This is a genomic window from Sphingobacterium nematocida (assembly GCF_900168125.1).
GTDB classification, from domain to species: Bacteria; Bacteroidota; Bacteroidia; order Sphingobacteriales; family Sphingobacteriaceae; genus Sphingobacterium; species Sphingobacterium nematocida.
The window spans coordinates 80054-103631 of sequence record NZ_FUZF01000020.1 but is presented as its reverse complement, the minus strand read 5'-3'; the positions used below and the strand labels follow the sequence as shown (position 1 = coordinate 103631).

24 protein-coding genes are annotated in these 23578 nt (G+C 38.7%); 11 read left to right on the top strand and 13 right to left on the bottom strand.

Going from position 1 to position 23578, the window contains the following annotated elements:
* The coding region (locus B5X76_RS18235) for an integrase core domain-containing protein (RefSeq protein WP_139375380.1) at window positions 1–311 on the top strand (311 nt) is incomplete at its 5' end.
* Between the two features lie 6 nt (window positions 312–317).
* A complete protein-coding gene (locus tag B5X76_RS18230) occupies window positions 318–665 on the top strand; it encodes a carboxymuconolactone decarboxylase family protein (protein ID WP_079645356.1) in 348 nt (115 codons plus the stop codon).
* A 124-nt stretch (window positions 666–789) separates the two neighbouring features.
* Here B5X76_RS18230 and B5X76_RS18225 read toward each other — a convergent pair whose 3' ends face one another.
* Complete coding sequence (locus B5X76_RS18225; RefSeq protein WP_079645355.1) at window positions 790–1599, bottom strand: DUF5694 domain-containing protein; 810 nt, start codon at window positions 1597–1599, stop codon at window positions 790–792.
* Between the two features lie 195 nt (window positions 1600–1794).
* Between B5X76_RS18225 and B5X76_RS18220 the strand changes: the two genes are divergently transcribed.
* A complete protein-coding gene (locus B5X76_RS18220) occupies window positions 1795–2427 on the top strand; it encodes a hypothetical protein (RefSeq protein WP_079645354.1) in 633 nt (210 codons plus the stop codon).
* Between the two features lie 222 nt (window positions 2428–2649).
* Here the strand turns inward: B5X76_RS18220 and B5X76_RS18215 are convergent, their stop codons facing one another.
* The 3 genes from B5X76_RS18215 to B5X76_RS18205 all read right to left on the bottom strand — a co-directional run bounded on the left by B5X76_RS18215 (window position 2650) and on the right by B5X76_RS18205 (window position 5611).
* Entirely contained in the window at window positions 2650–3000 is a 351-nt protein-coding gene (locus B5X76_RS18215) for a hypothetical protein (protein WP_245801086.1), read from the bottom strand.
* Between the two features lie 119 nt (window positions 3001–3119).
* A complete protein-coding gene (locus B5X76_RS18210; RefSeq protein WP_245801085.1) occupies window positions 3120–4247 on the bottom strand; it encodes an agmatine deiminase family protein in 1128 nt (375 codons plus the stop codon).
* Window positions 4248–4411: 164 nt separating this feature from the next.
* Window positions 4412–5611, bottom strand: coding sequence for a winged helix-turn-helix domain-containing protein (locus B5X76_RS18205; RefSeq protein ID WP_217699687.1), 1200 nt, complete (start codon window positions 5609–5611; stop codon window positions 4412–4414).
* A gap of 302 nt (window positions 5612–5913) precedes the next feature.
* Here B5X76_RS18205 and B5X76_RS18200 point away from each other — a divergent pair, with 302 nt between their 5' ends.
* Window positions 5914–6543: a hypothetical protein gene (locus B5X76_RS18200; protein WP_079645350.1), complete on the top strand. Its 630-nt coding sequence runs from the start codon at window positions 5914–5916 to the stop codon at window positions 6541–6543.
* Between the two features lie 128 nt (window positions 6544–6671).
* On the opposite strand, the gene B5X76_RS18195 is transcribed toward B5X76_RS18200, so the two are convergent.
* Both B5X76_RS18195 and B5X76_RS18190 read right to left on the bottom strand, forming a co-directional pair.
* Complete coding sequence (locus B5X76_RS18195) at window positions 6672–9200, bottom strand: ABC transporter permease (RefSeq protein ID WP_079645349.1); 2529 nt, start codon at window positions 9198–9200, stop codon at window positions 6672–6674.
* A complete protein-coding gene (locus B5X76_RS18190; RefSeq protein WP_079645363.1) occupies window positions 9197–9865 on the bottom strand; it encodes an ABC transporter ATP-binding protein in 669 nt (222 codons plus the stop codon). Before B5X76_RS18190 ends, B5X76_RS18195 begins: the two co-directional genes overlap by 4 nt.
* A gap of 28 nt (window positions 9866–9893) precedes the next feature.
* Between B5X76_RS18190 and B5X76_RS18185 the strand changes: the two genes are divergently transcribed.
* Window positions 9894–10580 (top strand): arylesterase, encoded by a 687-nt coding sequence (locus B5X76_RS18185; protein WP_079645348.1) that lies wholly within the window; start codon window positions 9894–9896, stop codon window positions 10578–10580.
* Between the two features lie 120 nt (window positions 10581–10700).
* Here the strand turns inward: B5X76_RS18185 and B5X76_RS18180 are convergent, their stop codons facing one another.
* The 6 genes from B5X76_RS18180 to yihA all read right to left on the bottom strand — a co-directional run bounded on the left by B5X76_RS18180 (window position 10701) and on the right by yihA (window position 17461).
* On the bottom strand, window positions 10701–12263 hold the full coding sequence (locus B5X76_RS18180; protein WP_079645346.1) for a calcineurin-like phosphoesterase C-terminal domain-containing protein: 1563 nt from the start codon (window positions 12261–12263) through the stop codon (window positions 10701–10703).
* Window positions 12264–12351: 88 nt separating this feature from the next.
* Window positions 12352–13032 carry a (d)CMP kinase gene (gene cmk, locus B5X76_RS18175; protein ID WP_079645345.1) on the bottom strand — a complete coding sequence of 227 codons (681 nt, stop codon included), beginning with the start codon at window positions 13030–13032 and terminating at the stop codon, window positions 12352–12354.
* Window positions 13033–13039: 7 nt separating this feature from the next.
* On the bottom strand, window positions 13040–13453 hold the full coding sequence (locus B5X76_RS18170) for a hypothetical protein (RefSeq protein ID WP_079645344.1): 414 nt from the start codon (window positions 13451–13453) through the stop codon (window positions 13040–13042).
* 3 nt (window positions 13454–13456) lie between these two features.
* Window positions 13457–15823: a type I DNA topoisomerase gene (gene topA, locus B5X76_RS18165; RefSeq protein ID WP_079645342.1), complete on the bottom strand. Its 2367-nt coding sequence runs from the start codon at window positions 15821–15823 to the stop codon at window positions 13457–13459.
* Window positions 15824–15904: 81 nt separating this feature from the next.
* A complete protein-coding gene (locus B5X76_RS18160) occupies window positions 15905–16768 on the bottom strand; it encodes a UbiA-like polyprenyltransferase (protein ID WP_079645340.1) in 864 nt (287 codons plus the stop codon).
* Window positions 16769–16840: 72 nt separating this feature from the next.
* Window positions 16841–17461 carry a ribosome biogenesis GTP-binding protein YihA/YsxC gene (gene yihA / locus B5X76_RS18155; protein WP_079645339.1) on the bottom strand — a complete coding sequence of 207 codons (621 nt, stop codon included), beginning with the start codon at window positions 17459–17461 and terminating at the stop codon, window positions 16841–16843.
* A 99-nt stretch (window positions 17462–17560) separates the two neighbouring features.
* Between yihA and B5X76_RS18150 the strand changes: the two genes are divergently transcribed.
* The 4 genes from B5X76_RS18150 (at window position 17561) to B5X76_RS18135 (ending at window position 21446) form a co-directional block, all read left to right on the top strand.
* The gene (locus B5X76_RS18150) at window positions 17561–18487 is read left to right on the top strand and encodes an ABC transporter ATP-binding protein (RefSeq protein ID WP_079645338.1); all 927 of its coding nucleotides are present in this window, start codon (window positions 17561–17563) and stop codon (window positions 18485–18487) included.
* Entirely contained in the window at window positions 18480–19784 is a 1305-nt protein-coding gene (locus tag B5X76_RS18145) for an ABC transporter permease (RefSeq protein WP_079645337.1), read from the top strand. Before B5X76_RS18150 ends, B5X76_RS18145 begins: the two co-directional genes overlap by 8 nt.
* 34 nt (window positions 19785–19818) lie before the next feature.
* The gene (gene nhaA / locus B5X76_RS18140) at window positions 19819–20997 is read left to right on the top strand and encodes a Na+/H+ antiporter NhaA (protein WP_079645336.1); all 1179 of its coding nucleotides are present in this window, start codon (window positions 19819–19821) and stop codon (window positions 20995–20997) included.
* A 110-nt stretch (window positions 20998–21107) separates the two neighbouring features.
* Window positions 21108–21446 (top strand): DUF2853 family protein, encoded by a 339-nt coding sequence (locus B5X76_RS18135; RefSeq protein WP_079645334.1) that lies wholly within the window; start codon window positions 21108–21110, stop codon window positions 21444–21446.
* 109 nt (window positions 21447–21555) lie between these two features.
* Here B5X76_RS18135 and B5X76_RS18130 read toward each other — a convergent pair whose 3' ends face one another.
* Window positions 21556–22071: a lipocalin-like domain-containing protein gene (locus B5X76_RS18130; RefSeq protein ID WP_079645362.1), complete on the bottom strand. Its 516-nt coding sequence runs from the start codon at window positions 22069–22071 to the stop codon at window positions 21556–21558.
* Between the two features lie 119 nt (window positions 22072–22190).
* Between B5X76_RS18130 and B5X76_RS18125 the strand changes: the two genes are divergently transcribed.
* Window positions 22191–23069 (top strand): cupin-like domain-containing protein, encoded by an 879-nt coding sequence (locus B5X76_RS18125; protein WP_079645332.1) that lies wholly within the window; start codon window positions 22191–22193, stop codon window positions 23067–23069.
* A gap of 11 nt (window positions 23070–23080) precedes the next feature.
* Window positions 23081–23455 (top strand): YchJ family protein, encoded by a 375-nt coding sequence (locus tag B5X76_RS18120; RefSeq protein ID WP_079645330.1) that lies wholly within the window; start codon window positions 23081–23083, stop codon window positions 23453–23455.
* Window positions 23456–23578 lie beyond the last annotated feature (123 nt).

Here is a 23578-nt window from a genome sequence, read left to right as displayed (position 1 = left end):
AGAACAACATACAATGGCAGTTTATCCAACCAGGAAAACCTACACAAAATAGTTTGATAGAACGGTTTAACAGAACTTTCAGGCAGGATGTGCTTGATAGCTATATGTTCAATAGCTTGCCTGATATTAGGAAATATGCAGCCGCATGGGCATGGATGTACAACAATGAAAGACCTCATTCTGCTTTGGGGCAGTTAACGCCGACTGAATTCCTGTTGAAATATGGAAAACTCTCCGAGTTTCCTACGTTCCAACAAGATAGCAATAGCAATTCCGATTGGAATTCTTTAGTTTTGGATGTAGCTAGCTAGGGTAAGATTACAATTAAGATTCGTGTTTCCCAGATCAACCATTGTGCCTATTGCTTGGATATGCATTGGAAGGATGCTCGTGCTCTTGGCGAAAGTGAACAACGCTTATATGGATTAAGTGCGTGGGAAGAATCACCGTACTACAGCGACAGAGAAAGAGCTGCCTTAGCTTGGGCAGAAGCAGTGACAGCTTGCAAAATTTCAGATCAAATTTATGACTTGGTCAGCGCCACATTTTCAGAACAAGAATTGGTGGACCTAACTGTTGTTATATATACGATAAATACCTGGAATCGTATCAACGTATCATTTCCCCATGGAATAGGTACTTACAAGGTTGGTCAATTCGGTTAAAATCTTAGGATAGTCTATGCTATATAATGAGATGATAGAACATATAGAATATTATAAATTTGACAATGCTGTAGCTACACAATAGCTCGAAATATGGTATGAACTACAGAGGTGAATATAAATTCTATTTCAGATAATCAAATACATTGACCAACTCATATTTAGGGCTTCTTTTTAACCACATATTAAAAAAAGCGGTGTGTGTAGCTCCCATAAGAATAAAAACTCTGTCATTTTCTGTTAGTTGAATCTGATTCATATTTGAATACATAACCAGATTTCGATGGTAAAATTTTGCGGCTTCATCAGCACCTTGATGTTTTCCTTCTGTCGAAATATGGGTAAGCATATCTGCATTTAGATTCATCAATATGTCAAGAAATGAGGGGTTATTATTTAATTTCAGCTTTTCCAGAACCGTCATTTTGTCTTCAGGAAATTTCTTTTCTAACTCACCAATCGTTGCCATATATCTTACAGAGGTCTCGGTGTCTTTCAAGTCTTTCAATTGACTCCCAATCAAATAATTGTATCCTTCTTTGTAGTCGATTCCATAAATTCTCTTTGTATTGGACAATCTTCCAACTTCATAAGCTAAAAGCTCTACTTCAGTAGGTTTTTCGAATTTTGTTTCCGGGTTTTTCAGATAAGCCTCATAGTTACTTTCTACTTTTGATTGATATTGCGGAGTATATTCTACAAGGATAACAGTTGGTTTGAATTCAGCTATTGCTTTTGCAATTTTGTGAACTTGACGTACGTTTTCCCTATTATGTTCATCAAACTCCGTACTTTTCGCATCTGAGGTGGCCCCCATATGAAAAGTCCCCATATTTAGAACCTGAATCGGATTGTCAAATTTTGTTTTAATCTCTTGGGCATTGGAAACGGTAAACGAAAAAAATAGTATTGCAGAATAAAAATGCGCTTTCATATTAATTAGATTATGACTAAAATAGATTCGAATATAATTATTTTTCTAATGATTAAAGCTCTTTGTGAAATATACACTGCAGTAGATGATCACTTTTCAAAACAACTCGTCACAATATCTGTTAATACTATTGGACTGGTCTTTAAGCGATATTAGGGACTAGAAAAAACAAATCTTTGACATAAAAATTGTATTATGAAAACATTATGTTATCAGGCTTTTGTCACATTGCTTCTATTTTGCCAATGTGCCTCGTCAAGTATTATCACAGGATCTTGGACAGCCCCTTCTGTAAGCAATCTAAAGTACAAAAAAGTTTTTGTCGCTGCGCTGACTGAGAACGTACCCGCACGCCAAAAGGTAGAAGATGAAATTGCGAATTCGATACAGATGCTCGGAACAAACACGGTAAAGAGTATTGAAGTATTTCCTCCGGATTTTAATAAATTGGGATCAAAAAGATCAGATCTAGCCCTGAAAAGAATTGCTGAAACAAATAGTGATGCAATCTTAACCATTGCGCTATTAGACAAAACCTCGGAAAGTCGATATGTCCCCAATACGACCATGTATCCTGTATCTCGATTTGGCTACTATGGTACATTTGGAGGTTATTATGACTTTTGGTATGGTAACTATAATGACGGATATTATACTACAGACAAGACCTACTACCTTGAAGCTAATCTATACGATGTAAAAACACACAAACTAATCTGGTCTACACAATCCGAGACATACAATCCCAGCTCTTTGGATAGTTTTTTAAAGGGCTACAAGAAAGCACTTATCGAGCAATTAAAGAAAGACAAAATACTAGTTATTTAAGATTGTTTCATTTTGTAAAGCGCAAGACTATCATACATTTCACGATTTACCTGTTCGAGGTAGTCGATGTGAAAAATGCTTTCAATTTGGTCTCGAAAACACATATCATTTTCGTTATTACCCGCTTATGGTGATACCGCGTGTTCAAATGAAAACCAGTTCTTGAAGAATATTGAGTTCTCTCCTATATCAATAAATGCAGGAAGCTCCTGTCATCATTCACTAGCTTCCTGCAAAAGGACTCCCAAAGACACCAACTGCTAACTCCGCCCAAACAAGCGCAAGTACCACCAGTGCAAGGAAAATTAATACATATCGCAAATATCTCTTGTTAACAACGCGAATCATCAATTCGCAAAACAAACCTGTCGCTGTCAATAAAAAAGCAGCTACCATGAAATCTGTGAATGTCCACTTCACATCGGAAGAAAATTGCATTGCAATCAAAGGTATCGACAAAATGGCTACAATAACTGCTGCGCCCATTTTTACTCTATTGTTTATTATGGTCATATCTAAATATTTAAAAGTACTTTGATTTACAAAGTAAATAATTAAAAAACTATATTCCAACTTTTTTTTGACATAATCACCTGATTGCTAAGCTAACGCGCCCTCTACACTCTTTCCATCCGCGACGAGCACCATACAATTCTAAATTGTTGTCAAAAAGAATTAGATTAGCGTTTTAGTTATTGAGGTTGTTGCTGTGTTACACAATGCACCATCCCGCCATTCTCGTAAAGATTTCTTACATCTATTCCTACGACTGTTCTTGTCGGATATAGTGTTTGGATAATACTATTTGCGACAACGTCATTGGGATCATTGTAATTCGGAACCAAAACTTTATTATTCGCAATATAATAATTGACATAGGATCCTTTGTAGCCCAAATTAGCTCCTATAGTTGTGACAACGCTATTTTGTGTTAGTGGAACTTTCACAAAAGTGTAGGCAATTCCACTTTTATTTTTGGCTCCATAAAGCCTGTCTATATCACTCTGCATTACATCAAATTCCAATAGATCATTTTCCGCCATGGTCACAATAGTTGTTGAATTTCCAAATCGTGCGAAACCATCAATATGCTGATCTGTAAGCTCAAGGCCTGCCTTTCCATCCAACCATATGAAATGGGTAGCTCCTAAATATTTTTTAAAAATTATTTCCGCTTGATCTTGTGTCATGCCAGGGTTTCTATTGTTGTTAAGAATTGAACTTTTACAAGCCATTAGAGTTCCATGTCCATCAATTTCTACACTCCCACCTTCGTTTATCATTACAGCGTTTACATCGATGACTGTTCGACCTTGGTCTGTGCCTATCTTTGAAGGAATCGCATTACAATTAGCAAAACCAATTGGAAGTCCCGATTGGTCATCTGTTTTTTCTCCCCAGGCATTAAATCCCCAATCCTGAATAACTAAATTTTCATTTTTATCTCTAACGAATATAGGCCCGTTATCTCTTACCCAAACATCGTCTGTTTTATAAATCTTAAAATCTACATTCTTAAGTGGGATACTTGCATCACCAAGCAGTTTAATGATTCTGTTCTTTTCGCTCTCGTTGTAGGCTATAATATGTACTTTTTCACTGCTAACCAGTGCTTTGGTCATGGCAACCCAAGTCGCATCTAAACTGTTACGATAAGCAATACCATATTGATATTGATGTGGCCATTGTAGCCAAGTTCCTTCATGTGGTTCACTTTCTTCTGGCATAACATAATGTATTTCCATTTCACTCTCATGAGATTCCTCGTCGTTATTACAGGCTGAAAATGTGGTCAGAATTGTCATTAGCAGAAGTATCATGTTATTCATTTTGTTAAGTATAATCTGAAGACTATTAAGTTATATGCATTCTAGACAAATTATCGCTAAAATTATGCCACAGCACTAAAGACAATCGAAATAGTAAGAAACTTCTATATTTGATAAACACGATGAAATCTATACGATTACACTAAGGCATATGATCACAGATTACCAATCTCAATCTGTATTAAATGTTTTAAAACGCTGCTCATATTTTCGGGACTTACCTTTGACAACTTCACCAATACACATCCGTTGAAAAGGGCAAATTGTTTTATATGTTCGGCAAAAGATCTTCCCCATAGTTCAAAATCTATGTCTTGATTTTCAATATGTAGATGTATTATCTCGAGCTGCTTTTCCTTTCGGTGCGCTTTGCAATCGACTCGACCTATAAATATGTTGCCAAAGAGGATCGGCAAGCAAAAATATCCGTATTGTCTTTTCTCCTTTGGCGTGTAACATTCAATACGGTAATCAAACTCGAAAAACTGTTTAACACGGTCTCGATGTATAATAGCATTATCAAACGGTGATAACAGTCTAATCCTCGAAACATTCTCATACATTGGTCTTCCCATTAAGTCACTTAGCACATACACGGTTGGGCAACCTTCGATATTTATTTTTTCTATTAAACCATCCTCGAGCATGGATTTCAAGATTTCATTTACATTTTTTCTTATTAACTCACCTGTTTTAAGGTGAGTTATTTGCCTCACAGTCGTCCAACCATAGGCTTTCAAATAGGTGTTTACTAAATACACAGCAAACTCTCTCGGAGTAGGTATAGTCAAATCAAGATTGTCGGGTAATACTCTTTCCGGGATATCATAGGTCTTTTGCATGCCATTCCGTTCTGAAATCATCAAATCTCCTTGCAAGAAAAGACGTTCTAAAGCAATTTTCGTTGGTTTCCAATCCCACCAGCTCCTTCCCTTTTTGGCTTCACTTTCAAAATCCCTTGCTTTTTTCGCTCCTTCGGTGCGAATAGTATCCATCACATACTGCATCACCCTAGGCTCGGCTCTATAATAATGAGACTCGTTGTGTCGGACCTCCAACATCTGTGGTAAAACGAAACGAAAATCCTGTATTGGAAGATAGGATGCAGCATGAAACCAATACTCAAATACACTACGCTCTTTTACCAATTCGTCCAGATAGCTCAGCTTATAATCCGGAATTCTTGTCCACAATATATGGTGATGCGCTCTTTCTACAATCGACAATGTATCAATCTGTAGATAGCCGAGCTGTTCTAATGCACTTAGCACAGCTTTTTTACCAGCTCCAAATGCTGACTCAGAAAGTAACCCCTGACTCGATAATGTAATCTGTTTTAGCTCCTGTATGGTCAATGTTCTTGGTGTATGTCTCCGTTTATCTATTTCTTTTCAAATGTTCCACAAAAGTATGGTATGCCTGCGACACCCGTATGGCAAGAGTTCACCCCTTCACTACCACCTCCTAGCTTAAATATAAACAGAAACTAGAAAGTATGAAAAAAATGCTTGATAAATCTCAAACGACACTAGACCTTCTACTTCTACAAAAATCGCTGATAATTGGGATTGTCTTATTCTACTATTCTTACTAATATTGACTTTTATTCTGGAATAGGTATTAAGTATATATACAATAAATTTGAAACACAAGAACTATGAATGTCAAAATACTAATATCTGCAACTATATGCTTATTAAGTCTCCCTTGCTTCGCCCAAATAAAAACAGGAGTATATTTTTCGTCAGACAAAGAATACCATGAGATCATTGATGATCTTGGAAATCCGCTATCGGGGACTCCAGTAATGATTGTTAAATCATTTGTCCCCAATTATGGAAGCTATATTTGGTACTTAAATGAAAGTAAAGCAAAAGGAGCGGCTTATCTAGATGATACCCCTAAGGACCTACACGCTGGAATTTTTCTAGAAGACCATGGAGGAATAATTCCGCTGGTGACTTTTAACGACTTTGCTGTAGGCTTGGCGCAACCTAGATATCTGATTAACTTCTGCGAGCTCGCTGACGCAGACAAGGATGGCTTTCCTGAATTCTACCTCACTTATTTTGAAGAATCCGATGGATTGGATGCCAAACCCTTGAAAGTCATCATCTATACCAATAAGGATAAAAAAGCATTCTCTAAATCAAAAATCACGGGTTGGATCCCATTTCAGGAAGAAGATGAGTACCGCGAGATAAAGGATATAAATTTTATAGCATTGCCTAAAGAAATAAGATTGAAAGCCGAGAAAATACTGAAAAATGCAAAAAAACAACTTTAAAAAAGGATGTTTGTAGATTCTTAAATATCAATTGCTGACAATCGTACATTTCGTATTAAATAGTAAAGCCTCTCGTGTATCCTCAAATCACTCATCTACAAATGATGATGTGATTTAAGGATACTAATCTAATTTCTACGAATAGCCTCCATCGGTGGCACAACGAGCGTAGAACGGCTATTGATAAGTCCTATCGCAACAGTCACGATGGCAACACTTAAAATCAAGACCAAAGATACAACTAGAGATGGCACAAAACTACTTTCGAAAACGAATATAGCCAGCAAGTTGGTTGCCAATAGGGCAATAATAATTCCTGTACATGCAGCTAACAGACCGAGTAATAGATACTCTGCCATAACAATGGTAAAGACTTGCTTACGACTTGCACCGAGCGTCCTCAAAAGAACATTTTCCTTGATACGCTGATATTTACTAATGCGGACGGATGCTATGAGCACGACGATACCAGTGAGAATACTGAATGCTCCTATAAATTGTATGACGAAACTCATCTTTTGAAGGATATCTTCTAATACACTGATAATACTATTCATATCTATGACAGATACATTGGGATAGTGGCTCACTACGTCATTCTGAAAAGCCATAGCTTGCTTATCATTATCGGTACGTGTACCAATAAGGTAAAACTGTGGTGCTCTATCTATTACCCCCTGAGAAAATACCATTCTAAAGTTGGACTGAAAGCGACTCCAATCTACTTCTCTGAGACTGCTAACCACAACGGGAATCCGAGCCCCTTGTACATTCATCAATAGGGTATCCTGCAGCTCTACACCGATATCCTCGGCATACCTCTTGTCCAAGGATACCTGACCGATCTCTCCTACTGCGACCTTAGACACCCATTGTCCGGCAACGACTTTCTCTGTATCAGTGAGGCTGTCGCGGTAGGTAGCGCGTATCTCGCCACGGAATGCTCTAGTAGATGCACGATCTGTACTGTCTTGGATTCGTTCTCGAATACCTTTACCGTTGATTTTTTCGATTTGCATGGTGACGATCGGGATGTCTTCGAGAATAGGAAGCTCTCTGTTGCGGGCCAATTGTCTGACCCCCTCTCGCTGCGAGGGCTGTATATCGTATAACAAGGTATTGGCTTGATTGTTTGATGAAGCGGCCTCAACACGGTATATCAACATCTCTTGAACATAATACAATGTAGCAATCAAAGCTGTACCAAAACCGATAGCAACTAGAAGTACTACAGTCTGATTATTGGGTCTATAGAGGTTGGATAAGCCTTGTTTCCATAGGTAGGACCATCCATTAGGAAAAAAGCGTTTTACACTGTACATAAATAGCTTGGCTGTACCGTATAACAATGCAAAAATCAGAAATACGCTACCCGTGAATGCAAAGGTAATAGGCCACTCATCGAGCTGTAGCTTTGTAAAACCTACAACAAAGAGACCTATTAAAAAATAGATCCACCATCGTAGAGGGTCTAATGGATCCCCTCCCTCATCGGATATCCGCAAGGACTGTAACGGGGAGATCAGCCTCACACCTATTAGTGGTAATAAGGTAAATAGAATCGCGATAACGAGACCAAGTACAATCCCAAGTACAATAGATGACCATGAAAAATCATTGCTAATAGTAACTGGAAATATATCCTGTAGAAAGAGCGGTATAAGAAATTGTATAAGACTGCCTAAGCCTGCTCCTATCACTCCACCTATAAGTCCTATAACGGCAAACTGTAGAAGAAAAATAAAAAAAGTTTGCTTTGAGGAGGCGCCTAAACACCGTAATATCGCTACGGACAAAAGCTTTTCCTTAACATAGATATGAACAGCACTAGAAACACCAATACAACCTAAAAGCAATGCTACAAAGCCTACCAATTCCATAAATCGGCCGACATCAGCAAATGCACGTCCTGTTCTTTCCTTGGTAGTTTCGATCGTGCTGCTTCGCCATTGTAACTCGGCAAGCCTGTCTTTCCACTGCTCTAGCCTTTGGTCTATAGCTGTACCCTTTGGAAACTTAAAGTAATAATGGTACTCTATCCTGCTCCCCGCTTGTTGCAGCCCACTATTGGCAAGATACTCTTTAGCAATATAGACGGATGGGGTCATAGCGCTAGAGAACGAAGTCTGTCCGGGCCTTGCCAAAATCGTACCTCCTATCCTTAGCTCATGCAGGCCTAGACTGACGGAGTCATGGACTGAAACTTCGTGTTTTTTGGCTAAGTTGTGATCAATCAGGATGGTTCCTTCTTTTGAATAATTATGTGTACTCTGTTGAGGATCTGTTGTGATCTCCCCATAGAAAGGAAAAGCACCAGATATCCCGTGCACCTGTACCAGTTGAAGATCTTCGCTCTTACTAAAACGTAACATGGATAAAAAACGTTCCTCAGTGGCCATATCCACACTTCCTGCAGCTATAGTATCGAGAAACGCTAATGCTTCTTCGGTGGGTTTTCTATTGCTTTCCAATTCAAGATCGGCTCCCAATAACTGAGCTGCCTGATTGTTGATATCTTGTTGTAAATTGATGTGAAACGTATTAAGCGCGACCAAAGAGGCGATCCCTAGAATGATGGAGGATATGAATAAAAATAAGCGTGAACGGTTACGTCGACTATCACGCCATGCCATCTGTGCTATCCATCTCCACTTCATTGTATTTTTCCTCCCTTGATCTGTATTATCCGCTGTGTCTTATGAGCGAGATCCATGTCGTGTGTAACTAACACCAAAGTGGTTCCTGTTTCTTTATTCAATCTAAAAAGCATCTCCTCAACGACCTGTCCAGTTTCCATATCAAGATTGCCTGTCGGCTCATCTGCAAAAAGAATAAGAGGATCATTAGCGAAAGCTCGTGCTATAGACACTCGTTGCTGCTCACCTCCAGATAATTGAGAGGGATAATGATCAGTTCTATCGGATAATCCTACCTTGTCCAACAGCTCCACTGCTCGCGTTCTATTGTGTTTCATACCACGTAACTCCATAGGAACCATAACATTCTCTAATGCTGTAAGAGTAGGCAACAGTTGAAAATTCTGAAACACAAATCCTACATATTGATTACGTAGCTCGGCCAACTGATCTTCGCTAAGTGAACCGAGTGTAATACCGTTAAGAACCACCTGTCCCTGACTGGCTTTATCTAAGCCTGCACACAATCCTAAAAGTGTAGTCTTGCCGCTACCAGATGGCCCTACCAACGCAACAGTAGATCCCTTCTCAATTTGAAAACTTATGTCTTTGAGTATCTGAATATCTGAATTTCGTAAACGAAAGTTTTTGAATACATGGTCTAGTTGAAGAATCGTTGTGGACATACTGTTTTTTTTAATTAAATTCGGACTTATGATAACACTATTACGTTTTTTTCCTTTGCTCTCCATTGCATTGCTGCTTTATGGCTGTAGTCAACGGAGTACAAATACCGTACAGAACAACGAAAGTAAAAGTAACAAAGAAATTGGTAAAGATGAGGACAAAAGACGCTCGATCTTGTTTTTTGGCAATAGTCTGACAGCCGGCTATGGCCTTGAAAGTCAGGATGAAGCTTTTCCTGCTATTATCCAGCGTAAAATCGATTCTTTGGGACTCAACTACCAGTGTATCAATGCTGGCCTGAGCGGAGAGACTAGTGCTGGAGGCAAAGATCGTATAGACTGGTTATTGGAGCAGCCTGTAGATATATTCGTACTCGAATTGGGAGCCAATGATGGTCTACGGGGTATATCTACAGAGTCGACCTACAACAATCTGAGCGCTATCGTACAAAAGGTAGTAAAGGCTTATCCCAAGTGTAAATTGGTGCTTGCCGGAATGAAAATCCCTCCAAGCATGGGACAGGAATATTCCAATGGATTCGAAGCTATTTTTCCAAAGCTAGCAACGGATCATAAGATGGCACTCATCCCATTTCTTCTAGATGGTATAGCGGGTGAAGCTACTTTAAATCAACAAGATCGTATACACCCTACCGCTGAAGGTCAAAAGATAATGGCCGAGACAGTATGGTCTATACTAATGCCGCTACTCTAAGTCATTGACTTTGACAAACGGTCTGGTTGAAATACATTAAAGCCGTATTTCTTAATGAAATACGGCTTATAGATAAGCATGAGATACATGACTTATAACCTCTAGCTGGTTCGCTTATTATTAATTTACAACTTCAATCTTTTTGACTGCTCGGTGCTCTACCCCATACATATCTGTAACCCGAACTGTAACGCTGTGTGTGCCAACTTTCAAATTGGGCAATTTCATTTCCCAAAGATGTGTTGAATTTACGGCATCGGAAGGTCTACGCCCCTGGATGAGCTCCGTCGCATTATCAAACTTCAACACATCGTATTGATAGCTTGGGTCTGTAACATCCACACGATTCATAACTTTCCAGTCCTTACCATCCAAACTATACTCCATCACATCTTCTGTACGTCCCATAAAAAAGTTTGCGTAGACTTTGTATCTTCTGGCATGCTTACTTTTGACAGCGCTCGGAGCTATGAGATTAATCTGGTATTCGCTATCTTGACCAGCCACTTTATAATCAAATGTATACGAGTTTCCTTGGATATTCATGATTGCATAGCCTTTAGGTGTTCCATCTCGCATAGTAGATGCGGGCACCCCTTGTTGGTTCACCTGTCCAGAATACCAATCGCCTGAGGTAGTACCTACGTTATATTCATGATGTGGCTTCGCTTGGTGCCAGCCTTCTGCTTTTCCATAAAAGTTTTGTTGCTGATAATGGGTGTGAGCGGAAAGAGATACGGTATTAGGGAAGTCTTTTAAGAGATCGAAAAGACGTTGCCTGTCTTCGTCACGAAACACATCCGAGTTCTTGTGAACTAAAGGAATATGAAAAGATAAAACAATAAGCTTATCTTTTGGCACATATCTTAAATCATTCTCTACAAAGTCTAATTGATCTTTACGAAATCCACCCAGATAACCTTTTCCGCTGCGTGGATTAGGATATATGATATTATCTAAAATAATAAAATGTGCATTACCGTAATTAAATGAGTAATTATTTGGGCCGAATTTTAGCTCAAAGCTTTCGTCTGACAAGGAATCTGCGACTACGTCATAATTCATATCATGATTACCCATTACATGGTACCATGGTAATCCCATCCCCGCAATAGTTTCTTTATAAGGTTCGTGTAGTGTTAAATCATCTCCAACTAGATCACCTAAGCTAATGCCGAATAAGAAGCGATCTTTGTTTGAAATATCGTCGACAATACCTCTTTTGAAAAAGTCAAGCTCTTCTTGGGTATAGGCCTGGGGGTCACCAAAAACCAAAGCCTTAAAATCTGTGGACTCCTGCTGTGCATACACGGGAAAATTTAATGACTTAGGCAGCGGCCCTGTGGCTTGGGCTGTGGTATATTTTAACTTTGGACCTCCAAGTGGTTTATGGATATAGTAAAAAAGGGGGCGATTCTGTTTATCTTGAGGGAATGCATAATCTTTTGGTTTTATGACAAAGATTATATTGTCATTTTCTACTGGAAGGCTATAATTTCCTTTGTCATCTGTTTGAACAACATCTCTGCCGTTACTGACGCTAACACCTCCTACTCCAAGTTCATTCTTTTCGCGTTTGCCATTTTTATTGGCATCAAGAAACACGGATCCTTTTACCACTTCCTGCGCCTGCACGAATCCGGTACAAAGCAATACTCCTGCTAATAAATACTTAATGTTCATATAATAATTCGTTTCTCAAAAATACTTTTAAGAAACGAATTACAATTTAAGATACTATTAAGTAAATGTTAAAAATAAGGAAATCGTGCTATTTAGTGCGTAGACGCGTATATAAATCAACAACGAAGTCTAATTGTTCGCTTTGATTTAATTCAGAATTGTCTAATATCACAGCATCTTTAGCTTGTCTTAATGGACTTTCTGCGCGTGTGCTGTCTATATGGTCTCTATGGGATAAATTAGCTTTTACCTCTTCCATAGTTACTTGCTCTCCCTTGGCAGTCAATTCGGCATAGCGTCTTTCTGCCCGTACATTGGGATCGGCCGTCATAAAGATCTTTAGATCTGCGTCTGGAAATACGGTAGTCCCTATATCACGTCCATCCATCACAATATTACGCTTCATTCCCAGTTTCTGCTGTTGGGCAACCATTGCCTGACGTACCTCTCTGATCGCACTGACTTCGCTTACCTTGTCCGAAATCTCCATTTTGCGGATATCTTCAGAAACGTCTTCATTATTCAGAAAAATCTGTACCTGATCTGTATTAGGCACAAAGTCAATATGAATATCTTCTAAAGCACTCACAACGGCGTCGTGATCCGTATAATCGATCTTATGACGTAAGAAATATAAGGTCACGGCTCTGTACATGGCTCCGCTATCCACGAAAACAAAATTCAGTTTTTTTGCTAAAGCTTTTGCAATAGTGCTCTTGCCACATGAGGAAAAGCCGTCTATCGCTATAATAAAATTCTTCCTTGCCATGATAAGATTACGAATTTCCTCCAATTAAAACGCCTGGTTTATTAACCAAAGGAACCTTGGATAGATTCTCGTCGACTATGCTTTCAGGTAAAAAAATATATTTTTTATCATAGATAGTATCATCAATATAATAGCTCAACCAATATTCATTAGTCAAGCCAAAAACCTGCTGATCTATCGCCTCTATACGAATTGAACTACTGGCAGCTACATCTCCGATAAAATGACGTAAAGTAGTTGTCTTTACCTCACGTTCATCTTTCATACCATAGCCCTTAGAGGTCACAAAGACATTTCTTAACGGTAGTTCCTTCTCATTCACCAAGTACACGTTCCACGACTTTTGGATAGGAGAATCGCTTTCTAGTACAACGGCTATAGAAATATCTTCTACTATATTAACCGGCAAATCTTTCTTCATCTGCTACTTCTTTTTTGTTGCGGCTTTTTTTGTTGCAGTTTTCTTTGTCGTCTTTTTGGCCGTTTTACCTCCTTTTGAGTCTTCAGCAGCCCACTTTAAGACATCTTCATAAGTAATAGCCGATACGTCTGTACCCTTAGGTATTTTGATATTCTGCTTTTCTAATCTGATGAATGGTCCCCATCTTCCATTTTCGATCTGGGCTTTTGGATTTTCATCAAAGACGCGTATTACCTTTTCAATATCTTTCTGTCTCTTCTCTTTTATAATTTCTATCGCCTGCTCTTCGGTAACATCCAATGGATCTACACCTTTTGGTAATGAATAAAATGAAGATTCGTGTTTGATGTAAGGTCCAAAGCGACCTATAGCTACAGTCATTTCTTTTTCTTCAAACTGACCTACTCTTTTAGGAAGCTTAAATAACTCCATCGCTTCTTCGAAAGTTATCGTTTCGATCATCTGCCCCTTACGCAATGAAGCAAAACGTGGCTTCTCCTCGTCATCGGCTGTTCCGATCTGAACCAATGGTCCAAAACGTCCTACACGTACACTAACTGGTTTTCCTGTTTCTGGGTCTACACCGAGTTCTCGTTCGTTGGTCGCTCTTTCAGCATTTTCCAAAGTATCCTCTACCTCATGGTGAAAAGGACGATAAAAAGCTTCTAACATGTCGGTCCATTCCTTACTTCCTTGAGCAATCTCGTCAAATTCTTTCTCGACACGAGCTGTAAAATTGAAGTCTACAATCCCTTTGAAATGTTCAACTAAGAAGTCATTAACCAATACGCCTATATCTGTAGGAAAAAGCTTGTTACGCTCTACTCCTGTCATTTCCGTTTTTACGACTTCGCTTACCTCTGTTCCAGCCAATCGAAGTACATTATAATCACGTGGTTTGCCATCTCGATCTTCTTTGACCACATAACCTCGATTTTGAATAGTAGAAATAGTCGGTGCATATGTAGACGGTCTTCCAATGCCTAACTCCTCCAACTTCTTTACTAATGAAGCTTCTGTATAACGGGCAGGGGGCCGCGAGAATCGCTCTGTAGCAGTCATCTCATTGAGAGTCAATGCCTGTCCTTGCTCTAAAGGTGGTAATAATGCATTGTCAGCATCCCCGTCGGCAGCGACCTCATTCTCCTCGTCTGTGGACTCCATATATACTTTCAAGAATCCGTCAAATCGCATGATTTCTCCCGTAGCGGTCAATTCCTCCTTGCGTGTAGAAATACTAATCTTAGCTACGGTTTTTTCAAACTCTGCCTCGCTCATTTGCGATGCAATAGCCCGCTTCCAAATCAACTCATATAGACGTCGTTCTGATGCATCCCCTTCAATAGAGTGTTCTGAAAAATAAGTCGGTCGTATGGCTTCGTGCGCTTCTTGCGCTCCCGCGGCCTTCGTTTTATATTTTCTTAGCTTATGGTACTTCTCCCCATACGCTTTTACAATTTCATTTTCGGCAGCTTGGATAGCTGTATCAGATAAATTGACAGAGTCCGTACGCATATAGGTAATCCGCCCAGCTTCATACAGGCGCTGTGCAACCTGCATGGTTCTAGCCACAGAAAAACCCAACTTACGGCTGGCTTCCTGCTGCAATGTAGATGTTGTAAAGGGTGCTGCTGGATTTCTTCGTGCTGGCTTTTTCTCCAATGACGCGATCGAAAAATCGGCTCTCATGCTATCATTTAAGAACGTCTTAGCATCTTCCTTCTTATCAAAACGCTGAGGCAGCTCTGCTTTAAAAAACTCCTTCCCTTTGCCAGTATAAAAAATAGCTACAATCTTGAAAGCGGCTTCTGCATTAAATCTATTTATTTCACGCTCACGCTCTACAATAACACGTACAGCTACGGATTGTACACGACCAGCCGACAGGGATGGCTTTACCTTTCTCCACAGTACAGGAGACAATTCAAACCCCACAAGTCTATCTAACACCCTACGTGCCTGTTGAGCGTAAACTAAGTTATAGTCGATTTTCCGTGGATTTTCAATAGCATTTAATATTGCTGGCTTTGTAATTTCATGGAATACGATACGTTTGGTAGCATTTTCTTTAAGCCCTAATGTTTCGAATAAGTGCCAAGAAATTGCTTCTCCCTCGCGGTCCTCATCGGATGCTAACCAGACTGTTTCAGCACTCTTAGCCAACTTCTTTAATTCACTGACAATAGCCTTTTTATCGACAGGAACTTCATATTTTTGTTCAAACTTATTATCGGTATCAATGGCGTCATCCGTCTTCACCAAATCACGAATATGCCCGTAACTAGACTTGACTAGAAAATCACTTCCTAAATATCCTTCTATCGTTTTAGCCTTTGCTGGCGACTCTACTATCAATAAATTTTTAGCCATTAACTTTATAAGATTTCTGCAAATATTACTATTTCAAAATGGAATGACAATTATTTTTACTAATAATATTGTAAAACTTACCTATACCATCCAATGTCCAGACAAAACATCAAGGAGGTAAAAGCAAGCAAAAACAACAGAAGCTATTCCATTTGTCGTCATAAATGCCCGATCCACTCGGGATAAATCCGTAGCACTCACAATACGATGTTGATAAATCAATAAAGCCCCATAAAATGCTACACCTATATAATAAAAAAAACCTACTTCGATAAATATGGAAGGAAGCAACACGAAAATAAAAGATAGTAGGTGCAATACTTCGGAGATTCTCAATGCCCGCTTAGCACCAAAGTTGGCTGGGATAGATTGCAACTTGTGGGCCCGGTCAAACTCCTCATCCTGCAAAGCATAAATAATATCAAACCCACTCACCCAGGTAAGCACGGCTAATCCATACCATATGGGAACTAAGTCAAATTGACCTGTTACAGCAAGATATGCACCGACTGGAGCGAGTCCCAAACCTAATCCTAATACAAAATGGCACAGCGGTGATATCCGCTTCATATACGAATAGAACAAAACAACGAACAAAGCAATCGGCGATAACAACAGGCACATCGGGTTAATGAAGTAAGTCGCTAACACAAAGACTACGCAATTAACAACTGTGAAGATTAAAGCTGCTGATGGACTTATTTTTCCGGCCGGGATATCCCGTATAGCTGTCCTCGGATTGAGCGCATCAACATCCCGGTCTAAATATCTATTGAACGCCATTGCAGCATTACGTGCAGTAACCATACATAATAGCATCAAAAAGAACAGCTTCCACTCAAAATGAAACGCTGTAGTAGATACCGCCAAAAAAAAACCTATAACCGCAAAAGGAAGTGCAAATATGCTATGCGCAAATAGCACCAACGACATGTATTTTTTCATATGTATTTAACTTGACTTTTATCTGTCATTGGAATACTCATGGTTGTTTGTGTTTCGCGAAACACGAGTATTTCATAATTCAGAAACGGGAGGCACCGTAAACTCTTGATTTATTTCATCAATCTTTTCTAATATAGGTTCCAACCCCATCCTATCCTCCGCAGATGTCAAAAACCGTGTAGGAACCTCTTCAAACCATTTAAGAAGTGCCCGTTTAAACTTGGCCATATTTTGATCAGATTTGACGATTGACTGTTTATCCGCTTTCGTGAAGATCAGCATAAAAGGTAGTCCCCTTTCTCCAAGCCAACAGCAGAAATCCAAATCTATTTTTTGAGGTTCTAGACGGCTATCAATAAGAACAAAAATACACTGTAGACTCTCTCTACTCAATAGATACTTCCTGATAAATTTCTCCCAATCGGCTCTATTCTTTTTTGACGTCTGTGCATACCCATAGCCAGGTAAGTCCACAAGATACCAATTGTCATTAATTACAAAATGATTTATCAGTTGAGTCTTTCCCGGTCTCTGGGAGGTCTTTGCCAGACCTTTCTTATTGGTCAACGCATTGATCAAAGAAGATTTACCAACATTAGACCGCCCAATGAACGCATATTCTGGCAATGTAGGATCGGGTAATTTGTCGACTTGTGTATTACTACATACAAATTCAGCGGATTTGATAAGCATAGACAAAGGTAGAATTAATTTAACAAAAATTAAAAGGCTTTTAAGTTCGTTCAAAAACCTCTGATAATTTTGCTATTTTAGTCACTCATAAAAACCTATATGTTAGAAATCAAGAATATTGTAAAACAATATGCAAATCACCGGGCTTTGGATGACGTATCCCTCTCTATACCTGAGGGTAAAATATTTGGTCTATTAGGCCCTAATGGAGCTGGAAAAACCTCGTTAATACGTATTATAAACCAAATTACCGCTCCAGACTCGGGTGAAATATTATTCGATGGCAGCCCACTATCCAGTGAGCATATCGCTGAAATCGGGTACCTACCTGAAGAGCGCGGCCTGTATAAAAAAATGAAGGTAGGTGAACAAATGGTTTATCTGGCACAACTCAAAGGACTGAGTCGCTTAGAAGCCAAACAACGATTAAACTATTGGTTTGAAAAACTAGATATTGGAAGCTGGTGGGACAAGCGAATCGAAGATCTCAGTAAAGGTATGCAACAAAAAGTTCAATTTGTCGCCACCGTACTGCACCAGCCAAAACTCATTATCCTTGATGAACCTTTTTCAGGCTTTGATCCTGTCAATGCTCAGATTATTCAAGATGAAATTCTCGAACTGAACAAAGCTGGGGCTACAATCATTTACTCTACGCATCGTATGGAAACTGTTGAAGAGCTTTGCGATAACATAGCCCTAATCAACAAATCGAAAAAGATACTAGATGGTTCTGTCAAAGAAATTAAAAAACAATACAACAACAGCACCTATTTAATTGACTATAAATCGCCTATAATTCCTGAACAAATACTGCAACAAACAGAATTATTCGATATCATTTCGCAGACTGTTCAGCACGATGAGGTACAATTAAAAGTAAAACTAAATGATCGTGCTACATTAAATGATGTTATACGCTACCTATTAGACAAGATCCAGGTCATACAGATTAAAGAAATAATCCCTTCTATTCACGACATATTTATCGAAAAAGTCTCCCTAAGCCCCCTAAGCCATGCATAAGATTGTTCTAATTATACAAAGAGAGTATCTGACACGAGTTAGAAAACGTTCTTTTCTACTTACTACATTCTTGGTCCCTCTGTTTTTCATCGGAATGTATGTAGGAATTATCTTTCTCACTAAAAAGAGTTTTGAGGAAAATCATGCTACTGTATATATCGTAGACCAAGAAGGAAGTATTGCAGACAAACTCAAATCATCCGACAACATTACCTATATCCATAGCAATAAAGATTTACAAACGCAATTGTCTTTCATTAAGGATGCTGATAAAAACACCAGTATCCTCGTGATACCAAAAGATTTTATCAATAATCTAAAGGTTGATTTCATGGCACCCAACAAACCCAACGTAGGTATTCAGAATGATATCCGAGACAATTTGAGCGATATTGTAAGAGACTATAAGTATCAAAAACTAGGTATCAATATAGACACCCTGAATAGTATTAATACAAATGTCAGTATCACTGCTAAAGAAATCACCGACGATGGGCAGGCAAAAAACAGTAATACAGAAGTAGCTATGGGTATCGCCCTCGCACTTTCTATATTGGTATACATATCCCTTTTTCTTTATGGATCACAGGTTATGAGAGGTATTATTGAAGAAAAAAGCAGCAGAATTATTGAAGTCATTATTTCATCTGTCAAGCCATTTCAATTAATGATGGGTAAGATCATTGGTATAGGTCTCGTAGGGTTAACACAGTTTGTATTATGGGTATTATTATCATTTATGTTAGCAGGGGTAGCCTCGACTTTCTTTGTCTCGAAAGCTGATTTAAGTAATCAGATCGTTGGAAATAAGGCTGTAGAATCCGACGGGGTTATGTTATCTCCAGAAACCTGGGCAGTAGTACAATCCATCAATTTCCCAGAAATTATTATTTGTTTCTTTATATTTTTCCTAGGTGGATACCTGATCTACAGCGCATTGTTTGCTGCTGTAGGCTCCGCGGTGGATAGCGAGACCGAGGCTTCTCAATTCACGATGCCTATAACAATGCCTCTTCTCCTCACCTATGCACTATCTTTCGGAGTCTTAATGAATGATCCGCATGGCACCGTAGCTACGTGGTTAAGCTTTATTCCTTTCACATCTCCCATAGCTATGTTAGTTCGTATTCCATTTGGTGTACCTACTTGGCAGATTGTGGTATCGGCATTACTTCTGGTTGGAGGATTTATATTAACGACCTGGATTGCGGCGCGCATCTATCGTGTCGGAATATTAATGTATGGAAAGAAAGCTAGTTATAAAGAAATCGTAAAATGGTTTAGATACAAAAGTTAATTACCTTTGTCGAAAAATCAAACTTTAGCATAAAATGTCTAAACTCATTAATCTCCGATCATTTAAAAACTTTTTCGAATCCAGTTCAGGCGGAGGTATCCTCTTATTTATATGTGTAATACTCGCGTTAATTATTGCCAATTCCTTTTACGGAGATTCTCTCAGCAACCTGCTATCGACAACTATAGGTTATGAAAACGACACAATTCATTTAAAATATTCTATCAAACAGTGGATTGATGATGGCCTAATGGCCATCTTCTTTTTACTGGTCGGTTTAGAAATAAAGAGAGAGCTGGTGGAAGGTGAACTTGCCTCTCCCAAAAAAGCTGCATTACCGATCTTTGCCGCCATTGGTGGAGCTCTTTTGCCGGCCGCTTTGTATGCATTCTTTAATCATGATCAGCCGACTGCACATGGTTGGGGTATACCGATGGCGACAGACATTGCATTTGCCCTTGCCGTTATTTCATTACTGGGAGATAAAGTACCAGCCAGCCTGAAAATATTTTTGGCAGCACTGGCAATCGTTGACGATTTATTAGCCATATTGGTTATTGCTATATTCTACTCAGGAACACTTCATTACACCTATCTATTAATCGCTATCGGCCTAGTCTTACTGCAATTAGTTTTCAATAAAATCGGAATTCGTAATTTGCTATTCTATATTATCCCCGGTATAGCAATGTGGTATTTTATTCATCATTCAGGTATCCATGCAACCATTGCAGGGGTTTTGACGGCGATGACTATCCCAACCACACCCGATGACAAAGAGTCACCTCTGGAGCGTCTTGAGCACTTATTATCAAAGCCCGTAAATTTCATTATTATACCGCTATTCGCATTTGCCAACACCGCTATCGTTCTTCATGCTGAAATGATACATGGATTATCATCCCCTATGGGGCTGGGTATCATTCTAGGTCTGTTAGTTGGAAAATCGGTCGGCATACTATTTACATGCTGGATTTGCGTCAAACTAGGGATTTCGACTTTACCTGAGCGTGCGGGGTGGAAACACATGTTTGGAGTTGGAATCCTCGGAGGTATCGGATTTACAATGTCGATATTTGTTGCTATGCTGTCTTTTGATGATGCACTACATATCGAAGAAGCTAAATTAGCCGTACTATTGACCTCTTGTGCTGCTGGTATACTAGGTTACAGCTATCTCGCAATGTTAAATAGAAAAAGCGAACGACTATAGTAATTTATCTACTTTCAAAATTATATTCATACCGGTCTTGTTTTTATAAAATAATATTGATTAAATTTAAAGTACTATTAATCATTCGTATTAAATAAACAGAAACAACAATGAGTAAATTAGACGAAAAAGTAGCAGCATACGTTGCTGAAGCAAAAAAATTAAAACTTGATATTGATGCAGACCTTATCGCAGCTGTTGCGAAAGGATTAGGACCGTCTATCTATAAAGCAGATGCCGAAACTATAGCTGCATCTGATAAGGCTGAGTTAGATCGTTTGAAAAATAATTTCTTGATCAAAAAGTTAGGTTTAAAAGATGACGCAAAATTAGATGCTGCTATAGAAGAAGTTATCGAAGCCGTAGGAAAATCCAACAAAAATAAGTATAGAGCTATCGTATACGCACTATTAGTCAAAAAATTCAAGAAAGAATCCATCTATAAATAAAATAAAACTTTCATGATCCCCTGGATCATGAAAGTCCTTAATGTATTTAAAGCACAAACGCTTTAAGAAACAAGATGAGCTGAAGAAATTTCTTCAGCTCATCTTGTTTTTACTTAGGGCTAGCTTCAATTAAAAAATCAGTTATGGCCTCTTCGTGAAATTCGCTAAGGTCAACGGCTCTCCCTATTCGTTTCCAAGTCATATAAGCATGCACCGTTTGCCCACCGGAACGTATCGGCTCTAGAGATTTCTGATATAAAACATCACCTTCAAAATCTAATTTTCGAACCTGTTGACTTTCCTCCCAATTCGGGAAAAGGGAATTTGATATATCATAGACAACATGCGCATTTCTATTGTCAATCGTGTATTTACCGCTAAAAGCGATATATCCCCGCACGCGCCTATCCAACTCTTCTGCTGAAGCCTGCATCCTATCGTTCGAAATATACTTTATCTCATCAGAGCCCGAAATCTGTACGGCCATGTAACCATCGGGACTATATAACAATAAACCCTTGGGGGATTTTCCAAAAGGAAAGAAAGAGTCCACACCGTCTACTGGAACTTCAATATAAGAGAGCAACTCCCAAGTTCCGATTATTTCATTTTTAATTGATGTCATTTTACTGAGGTTGTTTAATAGAACAACGAAGAAAGGCATGGAATAGTTTATCCATTAGGTTGTATTTGTGTCATAAAAAATTAAATATTTATTACTTTTATGTTTAAGCAATAAAACATATGATTCTATCGGAAGTCGATACTGTTCAAGATATATCAAAAGAGGAGTTTTTAAAAAAGTATTTCCAACCTCAGAAGCCTGTTCTCATAAAGGGATTTGCACGGAAATGGAAAGATTTTGATAAATGGAATTTAGATTACATATATGACAAAGTGGAAGAGCAACAAGTGGGCCTCTATGACAATAAACCTGCCGATCCAAATAAAGCAACGGATGAGCCTGTGACCCGTATGCGTTTTAAAGATTATATTACACTCATTAAAAATCAACCATCGGATTATAGAATTTTTTTCTATATCATTACAGACCATCTCCCCGAACTTCTAAAAAATTTCACTTATCCCGATCTAGGATTCAAATATTTCAAACGCATCCCTACCCTATTTTTTGGTGGTAGCGAAGCGCGAGTTCTCATGCACTATGACGTAGATTTAGGAGATTTGTTACATTTTCAATTTGAAGGAAAAAAAAGGGTACTCTTATTCGCGCCAGATCAATCTGCGTTCTTATATAAAGTACCATTATCGGTTCACACCGTTTATAATATCGACTACGAAAACCCCGATTTCGAACAATTTCCAGCATTAAGATATGCTCAGGGGTATGAGATTTTTATGGAACATGGAGATGCCTTGTTTATGCCGAGTGGCTACTGGCATTTTAACCGCTATTTGGAGGCTGGATTCTCCATTACTTTACGATCATTTCCAAGTAGTGCTAAGCGACTGCTCAAGATGTTAAATGAAGTATTTATTATCCGCTATACCGACAAGTTTATGCGCAAACTCCTAAAAGAAAAATGGGTCGAACGTAAGCAACGACGAGCCTACGAAAAAAGTCAAACAGCTTTAACAGAATATCTTAATAAACAAAAATAACACAACAAACTATGGAATGTCCCTGTGGAAGCTCTTTCCAATTTGAACATTGCTGCGCTCGAATACATAATGGAATACTATCTCCCAGCTCGGCAGAGATGTTGATGCGCGCACGATATAGTGCCTTTGCTATTGGAAACATAGACTTCTTGTACAATAGTTTTCATCCCTCTACACGTCGCTTCCAGAACAAACAAGACATTAAGAAATGGGCTTTAGAAAATATTTGGCTCGGATTAGAAATCGTCAAATCCACAACTCTCACGGTTGAGTTCAAAGCCCGATACCAAGACTTAATAAGCGGGGCTCAATATGTCCATCATGAAAAATCTAACTTCAAAGAACTTCAAGGAACATGGTATTACGTAGACGGTAGGTTAATTTAACAACGATTAACATAAAATTAATACAACACTAATATACAACTAACAAATCTCCATTACATTTGTATTAAATAAAATTAAATGTTATGATTAAAGATTTAGAAATCACAAATTTAGAGTCAATCT